Genomic DNA, 557 nt, shown 5'->3' on the forward strand with positions numbered 1-557 from the left:
AAGTATTTTTTCTATTTCATGAAAAATAGTGCCTATACTTAAATCATATATTAACTCATTTACAATATATGCTTCATAGCCTAAAGTTTCAAAAAATAAATACAAAATTTTTATTTTAGGCTCTACTTTATAAAAATGACTTCTCCAAATTTCTACATACTCATTATTCAAATCTTTTCTAATTATTTTTAAACTAGCGGGTTCATCAATACCACTCATTAATGATTGCATTTCTATTTTTTCATCATCAAACGTTAAATTAAATTCTTTTTTTACAATATCTACAAAATCTTTTTTTAATGTTTTATCATAACATGAAACACTAAATATAAAGATTATTAATAGTTTTACTATATTTTTCATTTTTATAATACTATTCCTCTATTTTTTTAAATATTAATTATTCAGGCTCAAAAATTGCAACTTCAATTATTTCTGAATTATAATATGATTTTATTTTTTCTTTTAATTCTTTTTTTTCATTTTCTGAAAGTTTAATTACATTATTTGAAGTGTCCAAAAATCTATATATATATCAAATAATATTTTTGTTTATT

Annotated in this window: 1 protein-coding gene; it reads right to left on the bottom strand. The window is 19.0% G+C overall.

Features of this window, described 5'->3' with window-relative positions; genetic code table 11:
- Positions 1-363 (bottom strand): hypothetical protein (locus tag AWT72_RS08765; RefSeq protein ID WP_156413153.1); only part of this gene is annotated, 363 nt, incomplete at its 3' end.
- Between the last annotated feature and the right edge of the window lie 194 nt (positions 364-557).

The organism is Oceanivirga salmonicida (assembly GCF_001517915.1).
Lineage (GTDB): Bacteria > Fusobacteriota > Fusobacteriia > Fusobacteriales > Leptotrichiaceae > Oceanivirga > Oceanivirga salmonicida.